Annotated in this window: 22 protein-coding genes; 11 read left to right on the forward strand and 11 right to left on the reverse strand. The window is 68.3% G+C overall.

What is annotated here, in order from left to right; all coding sequences use genetic code 11:
• Positions 1–73 precede the first annotated feature (73 nt).
• Both CQ034_RS04105 and CQ034_RS04110 read left to right on the forward strand, forming a co-directional pair.
• Entirely contained in the window at positions 74–967 is an 894-nt protein-coding gene (locus CQ034_RS04105; protein WP_105710021.1) for a sulfurtransferase, read from the forward strand.
• A 19-nt stretch (positions 968–986) separates the two neighbouring features.
• A complete protein-coding gene (locus CQ034_RS04110; protein WP_029263280.1) occupies positions 987–1,418 on the forward strand; it encodes a SufE family protein in 432 nt (143 codons plus the stop codon).
• On the opposite strand, the gene CQ034_RS04115 is transcribed toward CQ034_RS04110, so the two are convergent.
• The gene (locus CQ034_RS04115) at positions 1,402–2,556 is read right to left on the reverse strand and encodes a S9 family peptidase (RefSeq protein ID WP_105710022.1); all 1,155 of its coding nucleotides are present in this window, start codon (positions 2,554–2,556) and stop codon (positions 1,402–1,404) included. The two genes, CQ034_RS04110 and CQ034_RS04115, sit on opposite strands and share 17 nt — an antisense overlap.
• A gap of 25 nt (positions 2,557–2,581) precedes the next feature.
• Here CQ034_RS04115 and CQ034_RS04120 point away from each other — a divergent pair, with 25 nt between their 5' ends.
• The 4 genes from CQ034_RS04120 to CQ034_RS04135 all read left to right on the forward strand — a co-directional run bounded on the left by CQ034_RS04120 (position 2,582) and on the right by CQ034_RS04135 (position 7,780).
• Positions 2,582–3,163 carry a DUF3000 family protein gene (locus tag CQ034_RS04120; RefSeq protein ID WP_029263278.1) on the forward strand — a complete coding sequence of 194 codons (582 nt, stop codon included), beginning with the start codon at positions 2,582–2,584 and terminating at the stop codon, positions 3,161–3,163.
• Complete coding sequence (locus CQ034_RS04125; protein ID WP_105710023.1) at positions 3,156–4,349, forward strand: HRDC domain-containing protein; 1,194 nt, start codon at positions 3,156–3,158, stop codon at positions 4,347–4,349. The genes CQ034_RS04120 and CQ034_RS04125 overlap by 8 nt, the downstream gene beginning before the upstream one ends.
• Positions 4,350–4,421: 72 nt before the next feature.
• Positions 4,422–5,627: a thiolase family protein gene (locus CQ034_RS04130; RefSeq protein ID WP_021200670.1), complete on the forward strand. Its 1,206-nt coding sequence runs from the start codon at positions 4,422–4,424 to the stop codon at positions 5,625–5,627.
• An 8-nt stretch (positions 5,628–5,635) separates the two neighbouring features.
• Complete coding sequence (locus CQ034_RS04135; RefSeq protein ID WP_105710354.1) at positions 5,636–7,780, forward strand: 3-hydroxyacyl-CoA dehydrogenase NAD-binding domain-containing protein; 2,145 nt, start codon at positions 5,636–5,638, stop codon at positions 7,778–7,780.
• 64 nt (positions 7,781–7,844) lie between these two features.
• Here CQ034_RS04135 and CQ034_RS04140 read toward each other — a convergent pair whose 3' ends face one another.
• The 3 genes from CQ034_RS04140 to CQ034_RS04150 are packed head-to-tail and all read right to left on the reverse strand — an operon-like array spanning position 7,845 to position 11,990.
• Entirely contained in the window at positions 7,845–9,467 is a 1,623-nt protein-coding gene (locus CQ034_RS04140; protein WP_105710024.1) for an FAD-dependent oxidoreductase, read from the reverse strand.
• Positions 9,464–10,366 (reverse strand): YegS/Rv2252/BmrU family lipid kinase, encoded by a 903-nt coding sequence (locus CQ034_RS04145; RefSeq protein WP_105710025.1) that lies wholly within the window; start codon positions 10,364–10,366, stop codon positions 9,464–9,466. Before CQ034_RS04145 ends, CQ034_RS04140 begins: the two co-directional genes overlap by 4 nt.
• A 1-nt stretch (position 10,367) precedes the next feature.
• Positions 10,368–11,990: an FAD-binding oxidoreductase gene (locus CQ034_RS04150; RefSeq protein WP_258134032.1), complete on the reverse strand. Its 1,623-nt coding sequence runs from the start codon at positions 11,988–11,990 to the stop codon at positions 10,368–10,370.
• A 20-nt stretch (positions 11,991–12,010) separates the two neighbouring features.
• On the opposite strand from CQ034_RS04150, the gene CQ034_RS04155 reads away from it, so the two are divergent.
• From CQ034_RS04155 to CQ034_RS04165, 3 genes are all read left to right on the forward strand, one after another.
• Positions 12,011–12,589, forward strand: coding sequence for a TetR/AcrR family transcriptional regulator (locus CQ034_RS04155; RefSeq protein ID WP_105710027.1), 579 nt, complete (start codon positions 12,011–12,013; stop codon positions 12,587–12,589).
• A 47-nt stretch (positions 12,590–12,636) separates the two neighbouring features.
• Entirely contained in the window at positions 12,637–14,037 is a 1,401-nt protein-coding gene (locus CQ034_RS04160; protein WP_258134033.1) for a glycerol-3-phosphate dehydrogenase/oxidase, read from the forward strand.
• A 74-nt stretch (positions 14,038–14,111) separates the two neighbouring features.
• Positions 14,112–14,873, forward strand: a complete 762-nt coding sequence (locus CQ034_RS04165; RefSeq protein ID WP_258134034.1) for an SPFH domain-containing protein — start codon at positions 14,112–14,114, stop codon at positions 14,871–14,873.
• 39 nt (positions 14,874–14,912) lie between these two features.
• On the opposite strand, the gene dxs is transcribed toward CQ034_RS04165, so the two are convergent.
• The 5 genes from dxs to dut all read right to left on the reverse strand — a co-directional run bounded on the left by dxs (position 14,913) and on the right by dut (position 21,783).
• The gene (dxs, locus tag CQ034_RS04170; RefSeq protein WP_105710029.1) at positions 14,913–16,853 is read right to left on the reverse strand and encodes a 1-deoxy-D-xylulose-5-phosphate synthase; all 1,941 of its coding nucleotides are present in this window, start codon (positions 16,851–16,853) and stop codon (positions 14,913–14,915) included.
• A 156-nt stretch (positions 16,854–17,009) separates the two neighbouring features.
• Complete coding sequence (locus CQ034_RS04175) at positions 17,010–19,844, reverse strand: aconitate hydratase (protein ID WP_105710030.1); 2,835 nt, start codon at positions 19,842–19,844, stop codon at positions 17,010–17,012.
• A 153-nt stretch (positions 19,845–19,997) separates the two neighbouring features.
• Positions 19,998–20,732: a DUF3159 domain-containing protein gene (locus CQ034_RS04180; RefSeq protein ID WP_029263267.1), complete on the reverse strand. Its 735-nt coding sequence runs from the start codon at positions 20,730–20,732 to the stop codon at positions 19,998–20,000.
• Positions 20,729–21,316, reverse strand: a complete 588-nt coding sequence (locus CQ034_RS04185) for a DUF3710 domain-containing protein (protein ID WP_029263266.1) — start codon at positions 21,314–21,316, stop codon at positions 20,729–20,731. Before CQ034_RS04185 ends, CQ034_RS04180 begins: the two co-directional genes overlap by 4 nt.
• The gene (gene dut / locus CQ034_RS04190) at positions 21,313–21,783 is read right to left on the reverse strand and encodes a dUTP diphosphatase (RefSeq protein ID WP_029263265.1); all 471 of its coding nucleotides are present in this window, start codon (positions 21,781–21,783) and stop codon (positions 21,313–21,315) included. The genes CQ034_RS04185 and dut overlap by 4 nt, the downstream gene beginning before the upstream one ends.
• Before the next feature lie 3 nt (positions 21,784–21,786).
• Here dut and CQ034_RS04195 point away from each other — a divergent pair, with 3 nt between their 5' ends.
• Complete coding sequence (locus CQ034_RS04195) at positions 21,787–22,260, forward strand: DUF3093 domain-containing protein (protein WP_051662458.1); 474 nt, start codon at positions 21,787–21,789, stop codon at positions 22,258–22,260.
• Between the two features lie 75 nt (positions 22,261–22,335).
• Here CQ034_RS04195 and CQ034_RS04200 read toward each other — a convergent pair whose 3' ends face one another.
• A complete protein-coding gene (locus CQ034_RS04200) occupies positions 22,336–22,629 on the reverse strand; it encodes a DUF4193 domain-containing protein (protein WP_029263263.1) in 294 nt (97 codons plus the stop codon).
• 196 nt (positions 22,630–22,825) lie between these two features.
• Between CQ034_RS04200 and sepH the strand changes: the two genes are divergently transcribed.
• Positions 22,826–23,869, forward strand: coding sequence for a septation protein SepH (sepH, locus tag CQ034_RS04205; protein WP_105710031.1), 1,044 nt, complete (start codon positions 22,826–22,828; stop codon positions 23,867–23,869).
• A 47-nt stretch (positions 23,870–23,916) separates the two neighbouring features.
• Here sepH and CQ034_RS04210 read toward each other — a convergent pair whose 3' ends face one another.
• Positions 23,917–25,038 carry an alkaline phosphatase family protein gene (locus CQ034_RS04210; protein ID WP_258134037.1) on the reverse strand — a complete coding sequence of 374 codons (1,122 nt, stop codon included), beginning with the start codon at positions 25,036–25,038 and terminating at the stop codon, positions 23,917–23,919.
• Positions 25,039–25,056 lie beyond the last annotated feature (18 nt).

Consider the following 25,056-nt stretch of genomic DNA (forward strand, 5'->3'; position numbering starts at 1 on the left):
ATCGTCGAAGGGACGGATCAACACTACGCCGTCTGCACCCGCACCCTCGTCCGCTCAACGCTTCGGAGACCCCATGGCCATCGAGTTCGATTCCTCCTCCCCCAAGTTCGCCGAGTACGCCGAGCCCGGCCGACTCGTCACCACCCAGTGGCTCGCCGAACGGCTGGGAACGCCGGGGCTCGTGGTGGTCGAGTCCGATGAGGACGTGCTGCTGTACGAGACCGGCCACATCCCCGGCGCGGTGAAGGTCGACTGGCACACGGAGCTCAACGATCCCGTCGTGCGGGACTACGTCGACGGCGAAGGCTTCGCCGAGCTGCTGAGCCGCAAGGGCATCTCGCGTGACGACACCGTCGTCATCTACGGCGACAAGAACAACTGGTGGGCTGCGTACGCACTGTGGGTCTTCTCGCTCTTCGGCCACGAAGACGTCCGTCTGCTCGACGGCGGCCGCGACCGCTGGATCGCCGAGGGTCGCGAGCTGACCCGCGAGCCCGCGAACCGCCCGGCGACCGAGTACCCCGTCGTGGAGCGCGACGACTCCGTCATCCGCGCCTACAAGGAGGATGTGCTCGCGCACATCGGCAACCCGCTGATCGACGTGCGCTCGCCCGAGGAATACAGCGGAGAGCGCACCACGGCTCCCGCCTACCCCGAGGAGGGGGCGCTGCGCGCCGGTCACATCCCCACGGCGCAGAGCGTGCCGTGGGCGAAGGCCGTGGCCGAGGACGGCGGATTCCGCAGCCGCGCCGAGCTCGACGCCATCTACCGCGAGGGCGCCGGTCTCAACGACGGCGATGACGTCGTCGCATACTGCCGCATCGGTGAGCGCTCGAGCCACACCTGGTTCGTGCTCAAGCACCTGCTCGGCTTCGAGAACGTGCGCAACTACGACGGTTCCTGGACGGAGTGGGGCAGCGCCGTTCGGGTGCCGATCGTCACCGGCGCCGAGCCGGGATCCATCTGAACGTGGGACAATGACAGGGATGAGCGCGAGCGAAGTTCCTGAGGCACTGGCCGAGATCCGAGACGGTTTCCTGGAGACCCCGGAGTCCGATCGGCTCCTGCTGCTGCTCGAATACTCGGACGAGCTCCCCGACGTGTCCGACGAGGTCGCCGCCCACCCCGAGATGTACGAGCGGGTCGCGGAGTGCCAGTCCCCCGTGTACATCCACGTGGAGGTGGACGACGACATCGTCACGATGCACGCCACGGCTCCGCCGGAGGCTCCGACCACGCGCGGTTTCGCGAGCATCCTGGTGCAGGGCCTCACCGGACTCACCGCCGACGAGGTGCTGGCGATCCCGAACGACTACCCGCAGTCGATCGGTCTGACCAAGGCGGTCTCCCCGTTGCGGATCGGCGGCATGACGGGAATGCTCATGCGCGCGAAGAACCAGGTCATTCAGAAGCGCTGAGCCCCTGGGCATCCAGCCAGTCGGTAATCGCCGTGCTCCACCCGGTCTCGTCGTAGTTCCAGAGCTTGGTGTGCCGCGCGACGGTGAACCTCGGCATCGTGACGAGGTCGGGGCGTGCCTCCTGCAGCGCGTGCGAGGAGTCGGCGGGAACGAAGCCGTCGTCGTCGCTGTGCAGGATGAGGATCGGTGCGGTCAACTCATCGGCGCGGGCGACCATGTCCAGGCGGTCGAACAGGATCGGCTCATCGGCGCCGCTCAGGCGTGCGGTGAGCGGCGACTGCAGCGCGCCCATCGCGAGAGCCGGCAACGGCGCACGCACTCCGGCCATCCGAGCTTGGAAGCGCAGCACCGTCCGCCAGTCGACGACAGGGGACTCGAGGATGATCCCCGCGATGCGGTCGCGATGCCCGGAGGTGACTGCGGCCTGCAGCGACACCGCGCCACCCATCGACCAGCCCATCAGGATCACGCGCTCCGCGCCGTGTCGGAGCGCGTAGGCGATCGCGGCATCGACATCCCGCCATTCCGATGCGCCCAGCGCGTAGGCGCCGGCCCGGGTGCGGGGCGCCTCGCCGTCATTGCGGTACGACACGACGAGGTTGGGCAGACCGGCCGCGTGCAGCACCGGCACGGCCCGCAGGCACTCCGCACGCGTGGCACCGCGTCCGTGCACCTGGATCACCCAGGTCGATGACGACGCAGGGAAGTACCACGCAGGGCACGGGCCCGCAGGAGAACCGATCAGTACGTTCTCCCAGCGCAGATGAAGCTCACTGGGCGACGAGTAGTAGTACCCGCTGAACGAGGCTGCGCGGTCCACCCGGGATCCCGGCTCGATCTGCGTGAGCAGCTTGCGGCGCACACTCTTGCCGTCGGCACTGAGCACGGCGCCGAGCTTGACGTAGCCATAGGTGCCGGTGGTGAAGAGTCCGTACCGGCCGGGCAGCTCGGTGTCGAGGGTGCGCTCCAGCTCGATCGTCTGGGCTCCCGTGTCGACGGCCAGGATCTCGGTGTCCGTCGGGCGGCGCATGGGCGTGACCACCCGCCGGGCGACGGCGAACACGAGAAATGCGAACGCCGCTCCGAAGGCGAGCAGGGCAGGGACAAGGAGCGTAACGGCGTGCCTGAGACTCTTCATCGCTTCCTGACTCTAGCCTGTTGCCGTGACCGCACACCCCGAAGCCGGGACACCCTTCGACAGCGCTGTGGCTGAGCTGCGCGAGACCACGTTCCGCGATGACATCACGGTGCGCGAGATCGCCACCCCCCAGGGCCTCGCTCCGTTCGCCCTCGCGCTCGCCGCGGACGTCCGGCCGGAGGACCACGGGGAGTCCGTTTACGGCACCGGCCGATTCGTGCTGCTGCACGATCCCGACGAGCCGGGCGCGTGGGGAGGATCGTGGCGCATCGTCATCTTCGCGCAGGCGCCGCTCGAGACCGAGATCGGCACCGACCCTCTTCTGGCCGACGTGACGTGGTCCTGGCTGGTCGATGCACTCGACTCGCGCGATGCCGTCTATCACTCAGCATCGGGCACCTCGACGAAGACTCTGTCGAAGGGTTTCGGAGGGCTCGCCGTCGAAGGCGACGGTGCCCAGATAGAATTGCGGGCGTCCTGGACTCCGGAGGGCCCGTTCCGACCGCACGTCGAAGCATGGGCCGAGCTGGTCGGAATGCTGGCGGGGCTTCCGCCCGGCTCCGAGGGCATCGCCGTGATCGGCGCGCGAAAGGCTGTACGTGACTGAATACTCCGTGATCTCGGATGCCGAGGACTTCCGCGCGGCCTGCGCCGTGCTCGCCGCCGGCACCGGCCCCGTCGCCGTGGACGTCGAGCGTGCGTCCGGCTTCCGCTACTCGCAGCGGGCCTACCTCGTGCAGGTCTTCCGCCGCGATGCGGGCGTCTTCCTCTTCGACCCGCCGGCGATCGGCGACTTCGCCCCGCTCCAGGAGGCGATCGGCGACGTCGAGTGGGTGCTCCACGCCGCGAGCCAGGACCTGCCGTCGCTGCGCGAGCTGCACCTCGAGCCGCCGGTGATCTTCGACACCGAGCTGGCCTCCCGACTGCTCGGCCATGAGCGCGTCGGACTCGGCGCGGTCGTCGAGGACACGTTGGGCATCGTCCTCAAGAAGGAGCATTCGGCATCCGACTGGTCGACGCGTCCGCTGCCGGACTCGTGGCTCGAGTACGCGGCTCTCGACGTGCTCCACCTGATCGATGTCCGAGACGTCCTCGTCCAGGAGCTCGAGGAGCAGGGCAAGACCGCTTTCGCCGCCGAGGAGTTCGCCGCGACCCTCGCCCGGGCTCCGAAGCCGCCGCGCGAGGATCCGTGGCGTCGACTCAGTGGACTGCACCAGGTGCGCGGCTCCCGCAATCTCGCCGTGGCCCGCTCCCTCTGGCAGGCCCGAGAGGCCTACGCGCAGGCTCAGGACGTCTCTCCCGGCAGGCTCGTGCCCGACCGCTCGCTGGTCGCGGCTGTCATGGCGAATCCGACGTCGAAGCAGGCGCTCGCCGGAGTCAAGGAGTTCCAGGGCCGCGCCAGCCGCAGCCAGCTCGACCGCTGGTGGCAGGCGATCGTCGACGGCCGCGCATCGGAGGATCTGCCTCGCGAGCGCGTGCCGAGTGACACCCTTCCGCCCCCGCGTGCCTGGGCGGACCGGAATCCGGAAGCCGATGCCCGCCTGAAGGCCGCGCGTCCGGTCGTCGAAGCGGTTGCCGAAGAACTAGGGATGCCCACCGAGAACCTGCTCACGCCCGAGTATCTGCGTCGCGTCGCGTGGGATCTTCCCGGTGAGACTCCGGAAGAGATCGCCGCAGCCCTCGCCGCACTCGGCGCGCGCCCCTGGCAGATTGCACAGACTGCACAGAAGATCGCGGACGCCTTTGTAGAGGCGGCGCAATCGCCCGACACCACCCCGGCGGACGCTTCGTAGGTTCGATCCAACCGATTCCTCCCCGTTTCGCGTGCTTCATAGACTGAGGCCACGCACTAACTTGGAGGCAGAGTGGCCGAGATCTCGGACGTCTTCTTCGTCGATGGAGTACGCACCCCTTTCGGGCGCGCCGGCGAAAAGGGCATGTACTGGAACACCCGCGCGGATGACCTCGCCGTGAAGGCGACCATCGGCCTGATGGAGCGCAACGCTGCCGTCCCGGCCGACCGCATCGACGATGTGGCGATCGCCGCGACGAGCCAGACCGGCGACCAGGGGTTGACCCTCGGTCGCTCGGTGGCGATCCTCGCGGGGCTGCCGCAGACCGTCCCCGGACTCGCCGTCGAGCGCATGTGCGCCGGCGCGATGACCAGCGTCACCACGATGGGCGCCTCGATCGGCGTCGGCATGTACGACTTCGCCCTCGCCGGCGGTGTCGAGCACATGGGTCATCACCCGATCGGGGGCAACGCCGACCCGAACCCGCGCTTCGTCGCGGAGAAGATGGTCGATCCCGGCGCGCTCAACATGGGTGTCACCGCCGAGCGCATCTTCGACCGTTTCCCGCACCTCACCAAGGAGCGGTCCGACCGGTTCGGCATGCTCAGCCAGCACAAGGTGCAGGCCGCCTACGATGCCGGCAAGATCCAGCCTGACCTCGTGTCCGTGGCCACCAAGGGTGCCGACGGCGCCTGGGGTCTTGCCACCGAGGACGAGGGTCGTCGCCCGCAGACCACCATGGAGGACCTCGCGGCGCTGAAGACGCCGTTCCGTCCGCACGGGCGCGTCACCGCGGGCACCTCCTCCCCGCTCACCGACGGCGCGACGATGTCGCTGCTCGCCGGCGGCGGCGCGGTGAAGGAGTTCGGACTCGCGCCGAAGATGCGGATGGTCTCGTTCGCCTTCGCCGGTGTGCAGCCGGAGATCATGGGCATCGGCCCGATCCCGTCGACCGAGAAGGCCCTCAAGAAGGCCGGTCTGACGATCGCCGACATCGGCCTGTTCGAGCTGAACGAGGCGTTCGCCATCCAGGTGATCTCGCTGCTCGACCACTTCGGCATCGCCGACGACGATCCCCGCGTGAATCAGTGGGGCGGCGCGATCGCGCTCGGGCACCCGCTCGCGGCATCCGGTGTGCGTCTCATGATCCAGCTCGCGGCGCAGTTCGCCGAGCGCCCCGACGTCCGCTACGGTCTGACCGCGATGTGCGTCGGCCTCGGCCAGGGCGGTTCGGTCATCTGGGAGAACCCGCACTACGACGGCAAGAAGAAGAAGTGAGCGCGAACGTGACGAACTACGACGACATCGACTTCTCCCCCATCCAGGCGCTCACCGAGGGCGAGGTCATCACGCGGTCGCCTGTGCGCGACATCCGACTGGCCTCGGGCAAGGTGCTCGCCCTGATCACGCTCGACAACGGTCGGGACCACACGCGCCCGAACACGCTGGGGCCGGCCACTCTCACGCAGCTGGGCGAGACCCTGGACGGTCTCAAGGCACGTGCGGCGAACGGCGAGATCCAGGCCGTCGGCATCACCGGCAAGCAGTACATCCTCGCGGCCGGCGCCGATCTGTCCGACATCAGCAAGGTGGGATCGCGCGACAACGCACGCCTCATCGCGCAGCTCGGCCACAAGGTGCTCGGCAAGCTCGGTGACCTCGGGGTGCCGTCGTTCGCCTTCGTGAACGGCCTCGCCCTGGGCGGCGGCCTGGAGATCGCGCTGAACTCCAGCTACCGCACGGTCGATTCCTCTGCTGCGGCCGTCGCACTCCCCGAGGTCTTCCTCGGCATCATCCCCGGCTGGGGTGGCGCCTATCTGCTGCCGAACCTGATCGGCATCGAGAACGCGCTCGAGGTCGTCATCTCGAACCCGCTCAAGCAGAACCGCATGTTGAAGCCGCAACAGGCGTTCGATCTGGGCATCTTCGATGCGATCTTCCCCGCGGCCAACTACCTCGAGAACTCGTTGTCGTGGGCGGATGCGGTCCTCGGCGGCAAGAAGGTCGAGCGCAAGAACGAGCCCGGCAAGATCGAGCGCCTCACCAAGTGGCCGATCGCCATCAAGATGGCGCGCGGCATGCTCGAGTCGAAGATCGGCACCATGCCCAAGTCGCCCTATGCCGCGCTCGAACTGCTCGACAAGGCGAAGAGCGGCACCCAGGCCGAGGGCTTCGCCCGTGAGGACGAGGCTCTCGCCGAACTCGTGACGGGCGACCAGTTCGCCGCGTCGATGTACGCCTTCGATCTGGTGCAGAAGCGGGCGAAGCGACCCGTCGGCGCTCCCGACAAGCAGCTCGCGAAGAAGGTCACCAAGGTCGGCATCATCGGCGCCGGCCTCATGGCGAGCCAGTTCGCGCTGCTCTTCGTGCGCAAGCTCCAGGTGCCCGTGCTCATCACCGACCTGGACCAGGCGCGCGTCGACAAGGGCGTCGCCTACATCCACGAGGAGATCGGCAAACTCGAGGCCAAGGGTCGTCTGGACTCCGACTCCGCCAACAAGCTGCGCGCCCTCGTCACCGGCACCACCGACAAGAGCCTCTACGCGGACTGCGACTTCGTGATCGAGGCCGTGTTCGAAGAGGTCGGCGTCAAGCAGCAGGTGTTCGGGGAGATCGAGCAGATCATCGCCGAAGATGCCATCCTCGCGACCAACACCTCGTCGCTGTCGGTCGAGGAGATCGGCTCGAAGCTCGCACACCCCGAGCGTCTGGTCGGCTTCCACTTCTTCAACCCCGTCGCGGTGATGCCGCTGATTGAGATCGTGAAGACGCCGACCACGTCGGAGGCGGCACTGTCGACGGCGTTCGTCGTGGCGAAGAACCTGGGCAAGAACGCGGTCCTCACCGCTGATGCGCCCGGGTTCGTCGTGAACCGCCTTCTCGCCAAGGTCATGGGCGAGGCCGCTCGTGCGGTCTACGAAGGCACTCCGATCGCGGATGTCGAGAAGGCCTTCGGTCCGCTCGGGCTCCCGATGGGTCCGTTCCAGCTGATCGACCTGGTCGGCTGGAAGGTGGCCGCTCACGTCCAGGACACGATGGTGCAGGCGTTCCCCGACCGGTTCTACGCGAACGAGAACTTCCACGCTCTCGCCGAGCTCGACGCGGTCGTGGAGAAGGACAAGGGCGGGCGCGTCATCGGCTGGACCAAGCAGGCCGAGAAGGTGCTGAAGCCCGCCGTGGGCAAGTCTCCCGCTTCCGCGGCGACGATCCTGCAGCGCGTGCAGGACGGCCTCGCACAGGAGATCAAGCTGATGCTCGACGAGGGTGTGGTGCCCGAGGTCGAAGACATCGACCTCTGCCTGATCCTCGGTGCCGGCTGGCCGTTCATCGACGGTGGTGCGTCGCCGTATCTCGACCGCGAAGGTGCTTCCGAGCGGGCCTTCGGCGGCTCGTTCCACACGCCGCAGATCCGGGGCGTCGAGCACCGCTGATCATCATCCCCGAAGGGGCCGCATCGGGAGATGCGGCCCCTTCGTCGTCTCCGGAGGCAGCCGCCTACGGCGACGGGCGGGTATCCGCTTCGCCGCGACGCGGCCAGTACGACAGAGCCCGTTCGGCCAGAGCGGTGATCGTGAGCGAGGGGTTCACGCCGGGGTTCGCCGGCACAGCCGAACCGTCGACCACGTGCAACCCCGGATACCCCCAGACGCGGTGATAGGGATCGACCACGCCGTCTTCGGGCGCAGCAGAGATCACCGCACCGCCGAGGAAATGCGCGGTGAGCGGGATGCCGAAGACCTCCGGCCAGGATCCGCGTGCCTCCGCCGGCTCTCCCCCCTCCTGCTCGACCCGGGCCGCAATCGCCGCAGCGGCGCTGTGCGCTTGAGGGAGGTAGCTCGGATTCGGCTCGCCGTGTCCCTGTGCGCTGGTCATCACGAGTCGACCGAAGCGCCTGCGCAGGGACAGGGTCAGAGAGTTGTCCGCCGTCTGCATCACGAGCGCGATGATTCCGCGCTCGCTCCACCGTCTGAGGTTCCCGAGACGGAACTGCCGTACCGGAGAGCGGAGCACCTGTGTCATGAGGCTGCGCAGACGCACGCCGAGGCGACGATCGCCGGGGACGAGTACGGTCGCCAGCGCACCCATCAGGTTCGAACCCGGGCCGTAGCGGACGTTCTCGACGTGGGTGCGCTCGTCGACGTGGAACGAGGTGGTGATCGCGATGCCTCGCGCGAGCTGCAGGGATTCGGGAACCCTCGTCGCCACCGCACCGTCGAGTGCTTCCGAGTTGGTGCGGGTGAGACGCCCCAGGGCATCGGAGAGGTGTGGCAGCGCGCCCGACGCCTTCATCCGGTGCAGCAGCTGTTGCGTGCCCCAGGTTCCGCCGGCGAACACGACCTGCTCTGCCGTCACCGTCCGGCGCGCGCGACGGAACCAGGCACCGCTCTGCTGCGTCGTGACCGCGAAACCGCCGCCGGGGAGTTCACGCACCTCGGTCACCGTGCGCAGCGCCTCGATCGCGACGCCTCGACGCTCCGCGAGAGCGAGGTAGTTCTTCATCAGCGTGTTCTTCGCGCCCACACGGCAGCCCACCATGCAGTTGCCGCAGAGTGTGCAGCCGGTGCGGTCCGGTCCCTGGCCGTCGAAGAACGGATCGGGCGCACGCTCCCCCGGCTTCCCGAACCACACCCCGACGGGGGCATGCCGGAAGGTCGAGCCGACCCCCAGATCCTCGGCAGCCCCGGCCATGATCAGCTCGACAGGCCCGGTGTGCGGGTAGTGCTCCACGACGCCGAGCATCCGCTTCGCGGTGACGTAGTGCGGCGACAGTTCCGACTCCCACTCAGCGATACCCCGCCACTGCACGTCCTGGAAGAAGGCGGGGCCCGGCTGATAGAGCGTGTTGGCGTAGTTGAGCGACCCGCCGCCCACGCCCGCACCCGCCAGGATCATCACGTGGGGAAGGCGATGGATGCGCTGCACGCCGAAGCATCCGAGCATCGGCGCCCACAGGTAGCGACGCAGATTCCAGCTCGTCTTCGCGAAGTCCTCGTCCTCGAAGCGGCGGCCGGCCTCGTAGACGCGCACCCGGTACCCCTTCTCCGTCAGTCGCAGCGCGGCGACGGACCCGCCGAACCCGGAGCCGACGATCACGACGTCCTCGTCGAAGTCAGTCATCGCTCTCCCCCCGGGACCAGCATCGTCAGCGCTCCGGGCAGCACCGCGATCGTGCATTCATCTTCACCGATCCGCTCACCGTCGGCGTAGACCACGAGGCCGGGCGCCGCGACCGTCACGGTGCGTGCTCGGCGATGGACGACCTCCGGTCGACTCAGATGCGTCCCCCGCAGCAGCAGCGGAAAGAGCCGCAGCAACCGCAGTCGGCCGAGCGGAGCGACGTGCACGATGTCGAGCAGCCCGTCGTCCGGCACTGCGCCAGCGCAGATCGGCATACCGCCACCGTAGCTCGATGTGCTGCCGACGGCGATGAGCGTGCCCGACGATCGCGTGGGCTTCTCGCCGTCGACGGCGAGTGTGAAGTCCATTGGTCGCAGACGCACGAGTTCGATCAGCAGCGCGAGGTAGTAGCGCGGTGCACCGTGAGGCCAACGGAGCCGGTTGGTGCGGTCGCTGACCTTCGCATCGAATCCCAACGCCGCGATCGTGAGGAACTTCCGTCTTCCACCTGTCGTCGTGACCTCACCGACGTCTATCCGTCGTGGCACGCCCCTGAGTGCGAGCTCCGCGGCGGCAGCAGCATCGTTTCGCGGCAATCCGAGAGCACGTGCGAGGTCGTTCCCCGTGCCGGCCGGAATAAGGACCACCGGGACGGCTGACGCGCACACCGTGTCGAGAATGCCCGACAGCGTGCCGTCGCCGCCGACCACCACCAGTGCACGCGGATCGTCCACCAGAGCTGCGACGGCGAGCCGGGCGGTATCGGCCGCGGACGCGCCCGCGTAGGCACGCACCTCGGCACCGCGATCTCGGAGGTGCAGGACGGCGGCGTCGGCTGCTCTCCCGCCCCGGCCCTTGCCGGAGAACGGATTCGCGAGCACCGCGATGTGCGCGGCCACGTCAGTCGTTCCGTTCGAGGGGGATCACGGCGCCGGGGTTCAGGATGCCCGCCGGGTCGAGCTCGCGTTTGATCGCCGAGAGGATGCGCATACCGGTCGCACCGATCTCCTGACTCAGCCAGGGGGCGTGATCCCGACCGACCGCGTGGTGATGGCTGATCGTGCCGCCGGCGGCGATGATCGCGTCGCTGACGCGCGCCTTGACGGGTTCCCACGCCCCGAGCGGATCGGCCCGGACGCCGGCGAGCACCGTGAAGTAGAGCGACGCTCCCGTCGGGTAGATGTGCGACACGTGGCACATGACATACGATTTCGCCCCGGCCGCGGAGAAGCCGCCTTTGAGCGCCATCTCGACGGCTGACCGCAGCGTCTGCAGATTCGTCCAGGTCGTCGCGGTCTCCAGCGTCTCGCAGAAGACCCCGGCGTCGAGCAGTGAATCCCGCAGGTAGGGACCATCGAACCGGCCTTTCAGCCAGTCTTCCGCCGGGCCCGTCCCCGACGAGATGCCACCGGCGGCAGCGAGGTGCGCGCTGACACGGGTCCGGCGTTCATCGATCCCCTCGCCCTCGTACACGGTGACGACGCTGGTGCCCTTCGCGAGGACCTTCCCGATCTTGCCGACCTGGGCGAGGCTCACTGCCGTCTCCGCCTCATCGGACAGCCGGATGACCGTGGGGCCGTTGCCCTGCTGCGCCACTCGCCGCAGACCCTCGACCCCGCTGGTGAAGTCGGGGAACGACCACGACTCGAACACGCGCTCGCGCGGGATCGGATGCACCCGCACCCGCACCTCGGTGATGACACCGAAGATGCCCTCCGACCCGAGGAACACCCGGATCAGGTCGGGCCCGGCGGCGGAACCCGGCGATCGTCCGAGCTCGATGTCGCCGGTCGGGGTCGCCACTCTGATGCCGGTCACCATGGTGTCGAAGCGGCCGTTCCCCGCCGAGTTCTGTCCCGACGAGCGTGCGGCGGCGAAGCCTCCGATTGTCGCGTAGCGGAAGCTCTGCGGGAAGTGTCCGAGTTCGAGCCCGTGCGCGGACAGCAGCGCTTCCGCCTCCGGCCCCGTCGTCCCCGCAGCGAGCACGGCCTCGCCACTGACCTCGTCGAGCCTCACGAGACCACTGAGACGCCGGAGGTCGAGGCTCACGACCGCATGATGCGCTCCCCGCTCCGGGTCGAGTGCGCCGACGACGCTCGTACCGCCGCCGAACGGGATGACCGCGATCCCCCGCGCGACCGCGACGTCGAGACACGCCCGGACCTCGTCGTGATGGGCGGGACGAACCACCGCATCCGGGGCGTCTTGATCGGGCTCACGGCGACGGAGGAGGTCCGGCGTCGAACGCCCACCGGCATGACGGATCCGTGCCTCTGTCGTGACGTCGACGTGCGCGGGGCCGACAGCTGCGGACAGTGCGGCGTGGTCCTCAGCGGTCAACCGTGATGGCGCCAACCGCACGTCCTCGATTTCGACGGCCGCTGCAGGTCTGCGTACGCGTCCGAGCAGTATCGGCAGCAGTGCGCGCACCGGCAGGGGAAGTTCTTTAGCCTTGGCCGGATCGCCCCAACCGTTCCATCTCATCGACGGGTCCGCATCGACCCTGCCATTGTCTTGGCTCATGCGTTACAGTGTGACACATCATGGAAGAACGTCAACCTTTGTGGGACGCGACGCAGACGAGGATCCTCGATGCCGCCGACGCGCTGATCGAGCGCCGGGGCGTGCACGGCGTCACGATCGCCGAGCTCGCCCGGCGCGCCGATCTCAGCCGTCCGACCATCTATCGCAATTGGAGCGATGCCGACGATGTCGTCAGAGCAGCTCTGCTGCGCCGCGTCGACGGCATACTCCGGACCTTCTCGGCCGATGCGCGTACGAGGACCGCTCTCGTCGACGACGTGCTGCGTTTCACGACGCTGTTCCGGAACGACACCCTCTACAAGCGTCTGCTCGCCGACGAGCCCGAAGCGTTCACGCGGTACACCCTGCAGCGGGTCGGATCCAGCCAGCGCCTGATCCTCGGATGGCTCGCCACCGCCATCGACGCCGCACAGACCGAGGGCTCGGTGAGACAGGGCGCACCGCAGGAGATCGCGGTCATGCTGCTGCTGATCGCGCAGTCCGCCGTCCTCTCCCACGCAACAGTGGCCGACCTCATCTCGGAAGACGCGTGGGAACGTGAGCTACGAGCCGCACTCGACGGACTGCTCCGCCCATGACCGGGCATTCATCCGCGCTCAATGTCGCGCGACGGAGGATCGATCTCATGCACGCGGCCGATGAGCAGGTCGACGTGCTCGTCGTCGGAGGCGGGATCACGGGCGTGGGAGCCGCACTCGACGCGGCATCCCGCGGCCTCAGCGTGACACTGATCGAAGCCGAGGACCTTGCCTTCGGGACCAGCCGTTTCAGCTCGAAGCTCGTGCACGGCGGCCTGCGCTATCTCGCCACGGGTGACGTCGCGACTGCGAGGGAGAGCGCACACGAGCGCCATCTCCTCATGACCACGATCGCCCCGCATCTGATCCGCCCGCTCGGGCAGCTCCTGCCCTTCTCCCGCGACGTGACGTTCCGGCAGCGCACCGCGGGCGCCGTCGGCATGGGAATGGGCGATCTGCTCCGGATGCGGGCACGCACACCCCGCTCGGTGCTGCCTGCCCCTACCCTCGTGACGGCACGCACGGCCCGCCGGCTCGTGCCCGCTCTCGATCGTCATGGTCTGCGCGGGGGAATGCTGTCCTACGACGGTCAGCTGGTCGACGACGCGCGCCTCGTGGCGACCGTGGCCCGCACGGCCGCGGCCCTCGGCGCCCGCATACTCACGCGGGTTCGAGCCATGACCCTGCACGGAGACGGTGCCGCCGTCGAAGAAGCCATCACGGGCGAGCGGTTCGAGATCCGCGCCCGTGCCGTCGTCAACGCGACGGGTGTCTGGGCCGGTGCGCTCGACGAGGCGATCGGCGTGCGTCCGAGCCGGGGAACCCATATCGTGCTCGATGCCGCCGACCTCGGGATCTCGTCGACGGCACTCACGATTCCGCACGAGGGCTCGATCAGCCGCTACGTCTTCGCGCTGCCGCAGGCGTACGGCCGCGTGATCGTCGGGCTCACCGACGAAGACTCTCCCGGTGCCGTGCCCCGAGTCGCTCAACCGACCGAGCCGGAGATCGACTTCCTGCTGAGAAGCCTCAACCGCGTGGTCACGGCACCGGTCGGACGTGATCGGGTGCGTGGCGCTTTCGCGGGTTTGCGGCCGCTGGTCGACAGCCGCACGGCCTCCACCGCCGACGTCTCGCGCAGGCACCTGGTGACGACATCCGCCTCAGGCTTCGTCACCGTGCTCGGCGGAAAACTGACGACCTATCGACGTATGGCCGAGGATGCCGTCGATCTCGTCTCCCGGACCCGCGGCCTCCAGGCGGCACCGAGTCGGACGGCGTCGGTGCGGCTCGTCGATCGCGTGGTGCCCGACTCCGGAGAGCTACTCGACGACGCGACGGGGCTGACCACCGCCGAGGTCGAGTTCGCCGTGCGGGTCGAGGGGGCGATGACCGTCGAGGATGTCCTCGACCGCCGCACGCGGGTCGGCCTCGTGGACGCCGATCGCGCACGCTGTCATGCCGGGGTCGAGGCCGTCGTCGCCCGTACCGTGGCCGACCTCATCTGAGCCTGTCCCCGGGCGGCTCCGAGCCGCCGCGTATCCACCGCACAGCGACCCGGAGAACGCGTGGCGAACAGCGCATGAACTCCCCCGAACCCTGGTGCCCGATGGCGCTCCGGCACGCCGCGACCCGGCACAGTGGTGTCATGGACATGCTCTTCACGATGCTGGGCGGCAAGGGGATGTCAGGGCTCCTGAAGACCGGCACAGCGGTTCTCACCCTGCTCCTGGTCCTTCCCGCGCTCCTCAAGCTCTTCGTCGTCACGGTCGATGAAGGCTGGGCCGCGATCCGGACCCGAAACGGCAAGCCCATCATCCGCAACCGTCCGCAGCGCCGTCCGACCGCTCGCGGCGGGGCTGTCGGGGAGGTCGTCGTCCTCGACCCCGGCTCACATGGCGCTTTCCCCCTGTTCTACTGGTATCGACTCATCGATGTGCGCTGCCGGGCGACCGACCTGCCCGTCCGCGAGATGGGCGGTGCGAGCGGACACCAGCATCGCGTGCACGCGTCGTTCGAATGGCGCCCGATACCGACGGGACGCGATCTCCGGGTGTTCGAGCTCGACGTCGTGAACGTCAAGGAGCGCGCCTCGAACATCGTCGGGGCTGCCCTGCGAGACGTGATCCGGGGCCTCGACGGCACGGAGCTGCCGCACAACGACGAGATCAACGCGCGCGTGATCGCAGCCAGCGCCGAGGAGGTCCGTCGCGCCTGCGGGGTGGAGCTCGTGCGCGTGATGGTCACCGGCGACGCGTTGACCGACGGATACCTGATGTCGACGGCGCTCCGCGACGTGGATCGCGGCGCGCAGGCCGTCGCCGCACTGCACGCCCTGAACTGACGCTCCCCCTCGATTCGGACCGGCGGGTCCTTCAGCGCATCAGTGGCGTTCGTGGAGGGGCAAGTCGATCGTCCCCGTCTCGCCCGCATCCCGCGCCTTCGGGATCCTGGTACCGAGCACCTGCGACACGATGTCCTGGGCGATCTTCGGCGCCGTGAGTCCCGCATCCGCGAGGATCTGGTCCCGAGAGGCGTGATCGATGAACTCGTCGGGCAGGCCGAGCTCGTCCACCGCCGTGTCGATGCCGGCCTCACGCAGGACCTGACGCACCCGAGTGCCGATGCCGCCGACGCGGATACCGTCCTCGAGCGTGATGACGAGTCGGTGGTGGGCCGCCATCTCGATGACGGACGGTTGCACCGGGATCGCCCAGCGCGGATCGATCACGGTGGCACCGATGCCCTGCGCCCGAAGACGCTCTGCGACGTCGAGCGCGAGTTCCGCGAACGGGCCGATAGCGACGATCAGCACGTCCTCCGACTCCCCCCGGGCGAGCACGTCCACACCGTCTTTCAAGCGCTCGATGGCGGGAAGGTCGGCGGCGACCTCGCCCTTCGGGAACCGGATGACCGTCGGCGCGTCGTCGACCTGAACGGCCTCGCTCAGCGCTTCGGTCAGACGCGCGCCGTCCCGGGGAGCGGCGATGCGGATGTGCGGGACGATCTGCAACATGGCGAGATCCCACATCCCGTGGTGGCTTGGACCGTCGGGGCCGGTCACGCCGGCACGGTCGAGCACGAAGGTCACGCCCGCACGGTGCAGTGCGACATCCATCAGCACCTGATCGAAGGCCCTGCCCATGAACGTGGCGTAGAGCGCGACGACGGGGTGCAGTCCGCCGTATGCCAGCCCCGCGGCGGAGGCGACCGCGTGCTGCTCGGCGATCCCCACGTCGTAGACGCGATCGGGGAACCGCTCGGCGAACGGCGCGAGACCCGTCGGTCGCAGCATCGCAGCCGTCATGGCGATGACGTCGCTGCGCTGCTCCCCCACCGAGACGAGGGCGTCCGAGAACACGTCGGTCCAGCCGCGACCGCCGGAAGACAGCGTCTCACCCGTCGCGGGGTCGATCTTCCCCACTGCGTGGAACTGGTCGGCCTCGTCGTCTCGGGCGGGCTGGTACCCGCGTCCCTTCTCGGTGATCGTGTGCACGATGACCGGGGCCCCGTACGACTTCGCCAGCTCGAGCGTCTCGAGCAGAGCGGGGAGATCGTGTCCGTCGATGGGACCGAGGTACTTGATGTCGAGGTTGGAGTAGAGCGCCTCATTGTTGGTGAAGCGGGAGAGGAAGCCGTGGGTTCCGCCGCGAACCCCGCGGAACACCGCCCGGCCCACAGGACCGAACGCACGGAACAGGCGGTCGGAGCGCTGGTGCAGATCCTTGTATGCCGCTGCAGTGCGCACGCGGTTCAGGTACCGCGACATCCCGCCGATGGTGGGCGCGTATGAGCGACCGTTGTCGTTGACGACGATCACGAGGTTCCGGTCGTTGTCATCGGAGATGTTGTTCAACGCCTCCCACGTCATTCCGCCGGTGAGGGCCCCGTCCCCGACGACGGCGACGACATGTCGATCCGCGCGACCAGTGGCCGTGAGTGCGCGGGAGATCCCGTCCGCCCAGCTCAGCGAGCTCGAGGCATGCGACGACTCCACGACATCGTGCGCGCTCTCGCTGCGCTGCGGGTAGCCGGCGAGGCCTCCCCGCACGCGTAGGCCGGAGAAGTCCTGGCGACCCGTGAGGAGCTTGTGCACGTAGGACTGGTGCCCCGTGTCGAAGATGAACGGATCGTCCGGAGACGAGAAGACCCGGTGCAGGGCGATCGTCAGTTCGACGACGCCCAGGTTCGGGCCGAGGTGACCGCCGGTCTGCGAGACGTTCTCGACCAGGAATGTGCGGATCTCGGAGGCGAGCTCCTCCAGTTGAACGGTCGATAGCGCGTCCAGATCACGGGGTCCTGAGATGCTCGGAAGAATGGGCATCTGCGCCTCCTCACAGGCTTCGCCAGAAGCGCCCGACGAGGGTGCGGACGCCCGTCGATCCTACCGCGCCAGGTGGGGAGAACCCGGTGAGCGCCGCCCCCCTTGACATGACGAAGGGACTCCGATCCATGGATCGGAGTCCCTTCGTCTGTGGGATCAGACCAGCGAACGCAGCACGTACTGCAGGATGCCGCCGTTGCGGTAGTAGTCGGCCTCACCGGGTGTGTCGATGCGGACGACCGCGTCGAACTCGACCGGCTGCTTGCCTTCGGGCGAGTTCTCGCTCGGGGTGGCCGTGACCTTGACCGTCTTGGGCGTGACACCGTTGTTGAGCTCTTCCAGCCCCGTGATCGAGACGATCTCGGTGCCGTCGAGGCCCAGCGACTCCCAGCTTTCGCCGGCGGGGAACTGCAGCGGGACGACGCCCATGCCGATCAGGTTCGAGCGGTGGATGCGCTCGAAGCTCTCGGTGATGACCGCCTTGACGCCCAGCAGGCTCGTGCCCTTGGCCGCCCAGTCGCGCGACGAACCGGAGCCGTACTCCTTGCCACCGAAGATGACGAGGGGCGTGCCCTGCTCCTGATAGTTCATGCTCGCGTCGTAGATGTACGACTGCGGGCCGCCCGGCTGCGTGAAGTCACGCGTGAAGCCACCCTCGACGACCTGTCCGTCGTTGACGGCCGCGACCATCGCGTTCTTCAGACGGATGTTCGCGAAGGTTCCGCGGATCATGACCTCGTGGTTGCCGCGACGCGAACCGAAGGAGTTGAAGTCCTTGCGGTCGACGCCGTGCTCCGTGAGGTACTGGGCCGCCGGCGTGCCGGCCTTGATGTTTCCGGCGGGCGAGATGTGGTCGGTGGTGACCGAGTCACCCAGAGTCGCCATGACACGTGCGCCCTCGATGTCCTTCACCGGGGTGAGCTCCATCGTCATGCCCTCGAAGTACGGCGCCTTGCGGACGTAGGTCGAGTTCTCGTCCCACTGGAAGATCGCGTCATCCGGCGTGGGCAGGCTGCGCCAGCGCTCGTCGCCGTCGAAGACCGTCGCGTACTGCTTGATGAACTGCTCGCGCGAGATCGAGGAGTCGACGAGTTCCTGCACCTCGGCCGGAGTCGGCCAGATGTCCTTGAGGAAGACGTCTTCACCGTCGGTGCCCTTGCCGAGCGCGTCGTTCTCGAAGTCGAAGTGCATCGACCCGGCCAGCGCGTAGGCGATGACCAGCGGCGGGCTGGCGAGGTAGTTCATCTTCACGTCGGGGCTGATGCGCCCCTCGAAGTTGCGGTTGCCCGAGAGGACGGCCGTGACGGCGAGGTCGTGGGAGTTGATCGCCTCCGACACCTCTTCGATCAGAGGACCGGAGTTGCCGATGCAGATCGTGCAGCCGTAGCCGACCGTGTAGAAGCCGAGGCCCTCGAGGTCCTTGTCCAGGCCGGACTTCTCGTAGTAGTCGGTGACGACCTTCGAGCCGGGGCCGAGCGTGGTCTTGACCCACGGCTTCTGCTTCAGGCCCTTCTCCAGCGCCTTGCGTGCGACGAGACCGGCGGCGATCATCACCGACGGGTTCGACGTGTTGGTGCACGAGGTGATGGCGGCGAGCGTGACGGCGCCGTTGTCGAGGATGTACTTCTCCCCCGACGGCGTCGTGACCGGCACGGGCTTCGAGGCGTTCGCCGGAGCGCCGCTGTTGATGTGCACCGGACGCGTGGTCGGCTCCTCTTCGCCGGGGACAGAGCCCGGGTCGGATGCCGGGAAGGAGTGCTTCGACTCCAGGTCGACGATGTCGTCGGAGGTCGACGCCGTCGTGTAGCCCAGGATGTCGTGCTCGAACTGGGCCTTCGCCTCGGAGAGGAGGATACGGTCCTGCGGGCGCTTCGGGCCGGCGATCGACGGCACGACGGTGCCGAGGTCGAGCTCGAGGTACTCGCTGAAGGTCGGCTCGACGCTCGCGTCGTGCCAGAGCTTCTGCTCCTTGGCGTACGCCTCGACCAGCGCGACGGCCTCTTCGCTGCGGCCGGTCAGGCGCAGGTACTCGAGGGTCACGTCATCGATCGGGAAGATCGCCGCCGTGGAGCCGAACTCGGGAGACATGTTTCCGATGGTGGCGCGGTTCGCGAGCGGCACAGAGGCGACGCCCTCACCGTAGAACTCGACGAACTTGCCGACCACGCCGTGCTTGCGCAGCTGGTCGGTGATCGTGAGCACGACGTCGGTCGCGGTCACGCCGGCGGGGATCTCGCCGGAGAGCTTGAAACCGACGACACGCGGGATCAGCATCGACACGGGCTGGCCGAGCATGGCCGCCTCGGCCTCGATGCCGCCGACACCCCAGCCCAGCACGCCCAGGCCGTTGACCATGGTGGTGTGCGAGTCGGTGCCGACGCAGGTGTCGGGGTATGCGCGGAGCACGCCGTCGACATCGCGGTCGTAGATGACCTTGGCCAGGTGCTCGATGTTCACCTGATGGACGATGCCGGTTCCGGGCGGGACGACCTTGAAGTCGCTGAAGGCCGTCTGGCCCCAGCGCAGGAACTGGTAGCGCTCGCCGTTGCGCTCGTACTCGATCTCGACGTTGCGCTCGAGGGCGTTCTCCGAGCCGAACAGGTCGGCGATGACGGAGTGGTCGATGACCATCTCGGCGGGCGAGAGCGGGTTGATCTTGTTCGCGTCACCGCCGAGGGCCGTCACGGCCTCGCGCATCGTGGCGAGGTCGACGATGCAGGGCACACCGGTGAAGTCCTGCATGACCACGCGCGCGGGCGTGAACTGGATCTCGGTATTGGGCTCTGCCGCGGCATCCCACGAACCCAGCGCCTCGATCTGCGCCTTCGTCACATTCGCACCGTCCTCGGTGCGAAGCAGGTTCTCCAGGAGGACCTTGAGACTGAAGGGGAGCTTCTCGAAACCGGGCACCGTGTCGATGCGGAAGATCTCATAGTCGGTGCTGCCGACTGTCAGGGTGCTCTTGGCACCGAAGCTGTTCACCGTGGACACGAATCCGTCTCCTTCTATTCGGATGGGAGCGACAGGCGCCTCCATCTTGCTCGCCAGCGAGCCCCTGCGGCTAGCAAGGCGGACCTAACCAGTCTGCTCCGCGCAGCTCACCGGCGAAAGCCTGCGATTTATCTTGATGTCAAGATAAATCTATCATGCCTCGGCGGCGTCTTCGCGCGACGGACCACGCGGATGGAGAGCGCGTACGACGAGCCAGGTGACCGCGATCAACGGCGCGAAGAGCGGGAGGCCCATGATGAGCTTGAGCGTGCCGAGTGCGGTCACATCGCCTGCGAGGTACAGCGGGAGCTGCACGGCGAGTCTGGCGAAGAACAGCGCAGCCCACGCGATCCCGAGCCAGAAGTAGGCGCGGCGCTTGCGCCGATCGTTCCGCCAGGTGGTGCCCTCCCCCATCAGGAAACCGACCGCGAGGCCGATCAACGACCACCCGATCAGGGCCGACACGAGGATGACCGAACCGTAGACCGCGTTGGTGATGAGACCCGGGACGAAGTTGTCTGCTCCGCGACCGGTCCACAGCGCGAGCGCAGCCGCGGCGGCCGCGGCGACGAGTCCGCCGATCGCCGCGGAGGGCGGGGACTTCTGCACGAGGCGGACGATCGTGAAGACCGCAGCGAGGCCGACCGAGATACCGAGCGACAGGATCAGCGGCTCGGGGCGGATCGTGAAGATGATCACGAAGGCCAGGCTCGGCAGCACCGATTCGAGGATGCCGCGGACCCCGCCGATCGCCGACCAGACGACCTTGTGCGTGCTGGCGGTCTCCGCCGGGTCGAGCCCGGCACGGCGGGCGGCGCTGCCGAGAGCCGCCCCGAGGATCTCGGAGGTGCTCTTCTCGCGTTCCGGGTCGGGTTCGGGGACGCTCACGCGGAGCCCGGGGTCGCCGGCATCTTGAGTGGGATCAGATCACGCGGGGGCATCGGAGAGCCACCGCGGACGACGACGATCGAGCGGAACAGATCCTCGACCTTGGCGCCGGCCTCGGGATCCGACGCACCCGCTCCGCCGATCACGCCGCGAAGGAACCAGCGGGGACCGTCGATGCCGATGAATCGGGCGAGGCGCAGTCCGGAGCCTTCGCTCGCGGTCGCCGGGACCTCGGCGAGGAGCTCTTTACCCAACGGGCCGTCGCGTTCTTCGACGCGGCCGCCCTGTGCCTTGACCTGGTCGCGCAGCTGCACGCGCGTCTCATCCCACAGTCCGCCGGAGCGCGGCGCCGCGAACGGCTGCACCTGCAGCGAGGATTCCGCATAGTCGAGGCCGACGGCGACGATGCGCTTGGTCTGCTCTTCCACCTCGAGCCGGAGGTTCAGCCCCTCGCGTGGAAGGATCTTGATCCCGCCCAGGTCGATGTACGGGCGAACCGGGTTCGCCTCGGAGTCGTCGAAAGGTCCGTCGGTGCCGCGGTTCGCGGGTGCCGACTTGGAGGGGGTCGCGTTGTTGTCAGTCATCTGTTCTGTCCCGCTTCGTTCTGCGTGAGCCCCGCCTGGTACCCGGTGGAGCCGAAACCGCCGGCGCCGCGGACGCTGTCCGGCAGCTCGTCCACCGAGATGAACGTGGCGCGTGTCACCGGCATGATGATCAGCTGCGCGATGCGATCGCCGACGGCCACATCGTACGCGCTCCTGTTATCGGTGTTGATCAGGCTCACCTTGATCTCGCCCCGGTATCCGGCGTCGACCGTCCCCGGCGAGTTCACGATCGAGATCCCGTGCTTGGCGGCCAGCCCGCTGCGCGGAACCACGAAAGCCGCATAGCCGTCGGGAAGCGCGATCCTGACTCCGGTGGCCACGAGAGCGCGCTCGCCCGGTTCCAGATGCACGGCCTCCGCCGCGACCAGATCGGCGCCGGCGTCGCCCGGATGCGCGTATCCGGGCACCACTGCAGCGATAATGGGGACATCAACGGAATCGGTCACCCCATGAGGCTAATGCAGAACCCCGCCACAGACGCACGTGTCCGCTATCGCGAACGACTCTCTCCCAGCCTCTGGCTGCTGGTCACCGTCGCGGTCGCAGGACCGATGGTGTCTCTCGTCTTCGTGCCCATCGGGTCGACCGTCGCGCTCATCGTCGGCGCCGCCGTCTCCGCGCTCCTGGTGCTCGGCTTCATCGCGGCGACGCCGGTCGTGTCGGTGGAGGGCCGCATCCTGCGCGCCGGTCGCGCACACATCGATGTCGAGCACCTCGGCGAACCGCTGGCTCTCGTCGGCGAAGAAGCCCGACAGGCACGCGGTCCCGGCCTCCCCGCACGCGGCTGGCACCTGATCCGCGGCGGGATCGACGGGATCGTCGTCGTTCCGAATCTCGACGCGGACGACCCGGTCGACACGTGGAGCATCTCGACCCGCACGCCAGACCGACTCGCGGCGGCCATCCGCGCTGCCCGTTCCTGACGGGCCCACTCACATACGACAGCGCGCCCCTGACCGAGCGGTCGGGGGCGCGTGAGACGTCGCTCGGAGGACTGCTTACGCAGCGCACTCCTTGCAGATGGGCCCGGATGCGCCCTCGTGGTCGAGCTGTGACTGGTGCTTCACGAGGAAGCAGCTCATGCACGTGAACTCGTCCTGCTGCGCGGGCAGCACGACGACGTCGAGCTCGAGGTCGGAGAGGTCGGCACCCGGAAGGTCGAAGTTCGACGGGTTGTCGGAGTCTTCGTCCCCGCTTGAGCCGGAAGATTTGTCCGGCACACGCTCCTTGAGGGCTTCGATCGACTCGGAGTCGTCTTCGCTCTTTCGGGGGGCGTCGTAATCGGTTGCCATGCGGTAGATCTCCACTTTCATGGTGCGAGTGGGTGGTGCGCCGTCGGGTATCGGCGGCCATAGTTTGCACGACCCGGAGACATAACGCAAATGCGGTCCGTGCGACAGAGCAAACTCACGGCACGCCCAGGGTATTCCCGGCCCAGACGCCGCATGCGTGACACCATGAACGGACACCCATCAGAGGGGCATTCGCATGGAAAACGTCACCATCGTCGGCACAGAAGCAGGAGTCCTCGTACTCGCGACCGAGTCGGGCGAGCGGTTCTCGCTGCCCATCGACGACGTGCTGCAGCGTGAGATCCGTCGCGCCACCCGCCAGGCAGAGCCCACCGCGCAGAAGCTCGCCGCGAGCCCGCGCGACATCCAGGCGCAGATCCGCGCCGGACTCACGGCTCCCGAGGTCGCCGAACTGCTGGGAATCAGCGTCGACGACGTCGCCCGCTTCGAAGGTCCGGTCCTCGCCGAGCGCGAGCACATCATCGGCCAGGCACTCGCGGTTCCCGTGCTGATCGGCAGCGAGGTCGAACCAGACGCCCAGCCGACCTTCGGCGTCGCGGTCCGCGCGAAGCTCGCCGAGGTCGCAGCGACGGCGGAGCGGTGGGCGAGTTGGAAAGAGGATTCCAGCTGGACGATCAAGCTCGAATTCACGGCGAACGACGTCGACCACGATGCCCGCTGGAGCTTCGACCCTCGCCGCAGCGCTCTCTCGCCGCTGAATGCCGACGCCACCCAGCTCTCGCGCCAGGGATCATTGCCCGAAGGGCTCATCCCGCGCCTTCGTGCCGTGGATGCGGAACGCACCAACTCCCCCTACAAGGACGAGAGCCGGTTCGACTCCGGCGCCTTCGGTCCGCGTCTGCTTCCGGCGCCGGAAGCGGAGTTCGAAGACCCCTCGCTCCCGGAGCGCTCCGACATCGCCGCGCAGGATGCCGCCATCAAGCGCGCGCCTTCCGCGCAGAACACGAGCCCCGAGACCGCAGACCTGCTGGAGGCGCTCCGTCGCCGTCGCGGTCAGCGCGAGACCGCTCCGCTACTCGACGAGCCCGACGATGACGAGCACTCCGACCCGATCTCGCTGTTCGACGCCCTCGAGCAGCCCGATGACGAGCCCGAGCCGGCGCAGCCTTCGGCCCAGGCCGCCCCTTCCGACGCCGGCGACTCCGGCGGTCGCCGTCGCCGCCGCAATGCCATGCCTTCGTGGGACGAGATCGTCTTCGGAGCTCGCACCGACGAGTGAGCGGCGCCGAGGAGTGACGGCTCCTCTGCCGGTTCGCGCTGGCAGCGTCAGCGCGCGAACGCGCCGAGCCTGATCAGGGGCACCTGCCGCTCCTCGGGCGTGAGCGCTCCGTGCTGCCCGATCATGCCGCGCCCGCGCTGGTCGGCCGCAGTGCCGTCGTAGAGGGCCCAGGTGCCGCGGGCGATGGCGAGCAGGTCGCCGATCCGTGCCGACGCTGCTGCGGTGACAGTCGCGCCGAACAGTCCGCCGCGGGTGGCTTCCTCGCGGGTGACGACGTCGGCGACCCCCTCCAGATCCGCCCGCCACCGAGCAGAGACCGCCGCGGCGTCGGCGTCGGGGTCGAGGTAGACGTGCAGCATCCGCGGCTCGCCACCGACGTGATGCACGCCCCGCAGATGCGACTCTTCCAACACGACCTGGCGATCCTCTCCGACGTCGACCATCCCGTGGTCCGACGTGACGAGCACCCCGACGGCCGGTGGCACCCGCGTGACCAGAGCGGCATCGATGTCCTCGAGCGCCGCGACCCACTCGCGAGACGCGATCCCGTGCTTGTGGCCGGCCTTGTCCACCTCGGGCAGATAGCAATAGACGAGGGATCCCGGGTGGGTCTGGGCGAGCGTGTACGCGGCTTCGATGCGCGCTGCCGCCGTGGTCGCGGCGACGAACTCCGCGCCTCGGAGCGTGGCTTTCGTGAATCCACTGTGCGCGTATCCGGCGAATCCGACCGCGAAGCTCTCGTGTCCGTCGCGACCTGCCCGTTCGAAGATGGTCGGCACCGGCTGCCAGGTGAGCGGGTCGATCCCGTCGGTCTCCCAGCCGCTGAGCTGATTGACGAGCACGTCGCGGCTCACATCGAGCACCCGGTAGCCGACGAGGCCGTGCTCCCCCGGCCACACTCCCGTGACGATGCTGGTGAGTGCGGCGGCCGTGGTCGAGGGGAACACCGACTGCGCGACATCCTTCTTCGCCATGCCGGCCGTCAGCGTGCGGGCGTGACCAGCATGTGCGCGGAGGCTGATCGCCCCGAGACCGTCGACGACGACGAGGACGACGGAGTCCGCACGCGGAAGCACCTCGGATCCGCCTCGGAGCGCGGCGAACAGGTCGTCCGCCACCCCGACGACGCTCCGGGCGCTGGGCGACGCGGACGGTAGCATGAGGGACATCCGAGCCAGTCTGACACA

It is taken from the genome of Microbacterium sp. MYb45 (assembly GCF_002979655.1).
Lineage (GTDB): Bacteria > Actinomycetota > Actinomycetes > Actinomycetales > Microbacteriaceae > Microbacterium.

Excerpts from the sequence above, each read along its gene's own strand:
- CQ034_RS04105 (WP_105710021.1), top strand. The coding sequence starts at position 74 with ATGGCCATCGAGTTCGATTCCTCCTCCCCCAAGTTCGCCGAGTACGCC.
- CQ034_RS04110 (WP_029263280.1), top strand. The coding sequence starts at position 987 with ATGAGCGCGAGCGAAGTTCCTGAGGCACTGGCCGAGATCCGAGACGGT.
- CQ034_RS04115 (WP_105710022.1), bottom strand. The coding sequence starts at position 2,556 with ATGAAGAGTCTCAGGCACGCCGTTACGCTCCTTGTCCCTGCCCTGCTC.
- CQ034_RS04140 (WP_105710024.1), bottom strand. The coding sequence starts at position 9,467 with ATGACTGACTTCGACGAGGACGTCGTGATCGTCGGCTCCGGGTTCGGC.
- CQ034_RS04150 (WP_258134032.1), bottom strand. The coding sequence starts at position 11,990 with ATGAGCCAAGACAATGGCAGGGTCGATGCGGACCCGTCGATGAGATGG.
- CQ034_RS04155 (WP_105710027.1), top strand. The coding sequence starts at position 12,011 with ATGGAAGAACGTCAACCTTTGTGGGACGCGACGCAGACGAGGATCCTC.
- CQ034_RS04160 (WP_258134033.1), top strand. The coding sequence starts at position 12,637 with ATGCACGCGGCCGATGAGCAGGTCGACGTGCTCGTCGTCGGAGGCGGG.
- CQ034_RS04165 (WP_258134034.1), top strand. The coding sequence starts at position 14,112 with ATGAACTCCCCCGAACCCTGGTGCCCGATGGCGCTCCGGCACGCCGCG.
- dxs (WP_105710029.1), bottom strand. The coding sequence starts at position 16,853 with ATGCCCATTCTTCCGAGCATCTCAGGACCCCGTGATCTGGACGCGCTA.
- CQ034_RS04185 (WP_029263266.1), bottom strand. The coding sequence starts at position 21,316 with ATGACTGACAACAACGCGACCCCCTCCAAGTCGGCACCCGCGAACCGC.
- CQ034_RS04195 (WP_051662458.1), top strand. The coding sequence starts at position 21,787 with ATGAGGCTAATGCAGAACCCCGCCACAGACGCACGTGTCCGCTATCGC.
- CQ034_RS04200 (WP_029263263.1), bottom strand. The coding sequence starts at position 22,629 with ATGGCAACCGATTACGACGCCCCCCGAAAGAGCGAAGACGACTCCGAG.
- sepH (WP_105710031.1), top strand. The coding sequence starts at position 22,826 with ATGGAAAACGTCACCATCGTCGGCACAGAAGCAGGAGTCCTCGTACTC.
- CQ034_RS04210 (WP_258134037.1), bottom strand. The coding sequence starts at position 25,038 with ATGTCCCTCATGCTACCGTCCGCGTCGCCCAGCGCCCGGAGCGTCGTC.